The sequence below is a fragment of the Salipiger marinus genome, assembly GCF_900100085.1.
Lineage (GTDB): Bacteria > Pseudomonadota > Alphaproteobacteria > Rhodobacterales > Rhodobacteraceae > Salipiger > Salipiger marinus.
Genome location: NZ_FNEJ01000097.1, coordinates 1 through 1,376 on the forward strand (window position 1 = coordinate 1; position 1,376 = coordinate 1,376).

Annotated in this window: 1 protein-coding gene; it reads left to right on the forward strand. The window is 61.8% G+C overall.

The window, feature by feature from the left end:
* Positions 1-95: 95 nt before the first annotated feature.
* Positions 96-1,346, forward strand: coding sequence for an IS256 family transposase (locus BLR51_RS27035; protein WP_089852615.1), 1,251 nt, complete (start codon positions 96-98; stop codon positions 1,344-1,346).
* Positions 1,347-1,376: the final 30 nt, after the last annotated feature.

Genomic DNA, 1,376 nt, shown 5'->3' on the forward strand with positions numbered 1-1,376 from the left:
GAGAAACACGCGAAAGTTGGTGATGCCCTGAGGGGCGGCATATCATGGCGGTGTTCAGACGCCGTCAATTCTCAGCCGAGAAAGGGATATGCCACATGCCAGAGACTACCATCACAGAACTGCCCGATCCATCAGGATTTGGCTCCGACCCGTTCACCGACGTTCTGCGCGATGGAGCGCGCAAGCTGATCGAACAGGCAATCCACGCCGAGCTGGCCGCGCTCATGAACGCCTTTTCCGGGGACAAGCTCGAGGACGGGCGGGCACGCCTGGTGCGCCATGGTCATTTGCCGGAACGCGACGTGATGACCGGCATTGGTCCAGTGCCCGTTAAGGTGCCGCGTGTCCGTGATCGGGGTGCTGACGACGACAAAATCACCTTCACGCCCAGCATCCTGCCGCGGTATCTGCGCAAGGCAAAGTCGGTCGAGGATCTGCTGCCGTGGCTCTACCTCAAGGGCGTGTCCACAGGCGACTTCAGCGAGGCTCTGGAGGCGCTGCTTGGCCCGAATGCCAAGGGCCTGTCTGCCAAGACCGTCACGCGGCTGAAGGCCGACTGGTGGAAAGACTACGAGGCTTGGCAGAAGCGCGACCTCGGCAACCGGCGCTTTCTCTACATCTGGGCGGACGGGGTCTACTTCAAACCGCGCATGGCCGAGGAAAAACAATGTGTTCTGGTGATCGTCGGGGCGGACGAATACGGCCGCAAGGAGCTGCTGGCGATGACCGACGGCTTCCGCGAAAGCACCCAAAGCTGGCGCGAGGTGCTGCTCGATCTCAAGCGCCGCGGCCTGAAGCAGGACCCCAAGCTGGCCGTCGGTGACGGTGCCCTGGGGTTCTGGACCGCGCTGCGCGAGGTGTTCGCTACGACGCGGGAGCAGCGTTGCTGGGTCCACAAGACCATGAACGTGCTGAACGCGTTCCCGAAATCCATCCAAGCCAAGGCGAAGGCGCATCTGCACGACATCTGGCAGGCCGCGACGAAAGCCAAAGCCAACGCCGCCTTCGATTTCTTCGTCGAAACCTACGGCGTGAAATGGGAGAAAGCGGTCGCCAAGCTGGTCAAGGACCGGGACGCGCTGCTGACCTTCTACGACTACCCGGCGGAACACTGGAAGCACATCCGGACGTCAAATCCGATCGAAAGCACCTTCGCCACCGTCCGGCATCGCACGAAACGCACTAAGGGATGCCTGAGCCGCAAGACCGGGCTGGCCATGGCGTTCAAGTTGATGATGTCGGCGCAGAAGAAATGGCGCAAACTCGATGGCCGGAACCGCCTGCCCGAGATCATCCAGGGGGTTGAGTTCCGCGACGGCCTCCGCCAACTTCAAGCTGCCGCCTGATCAGACGTCACCAACTTCTGCGCATATCTC

Coding starts and splice junctions, on each gene's coding strand:
- BLR51_RS27035 (WP_089852615.1), top strand. CDS start 96: ATGCCAGAGACTACCATCACAGAACTGCCCGATCCATCAGGATTTGGC.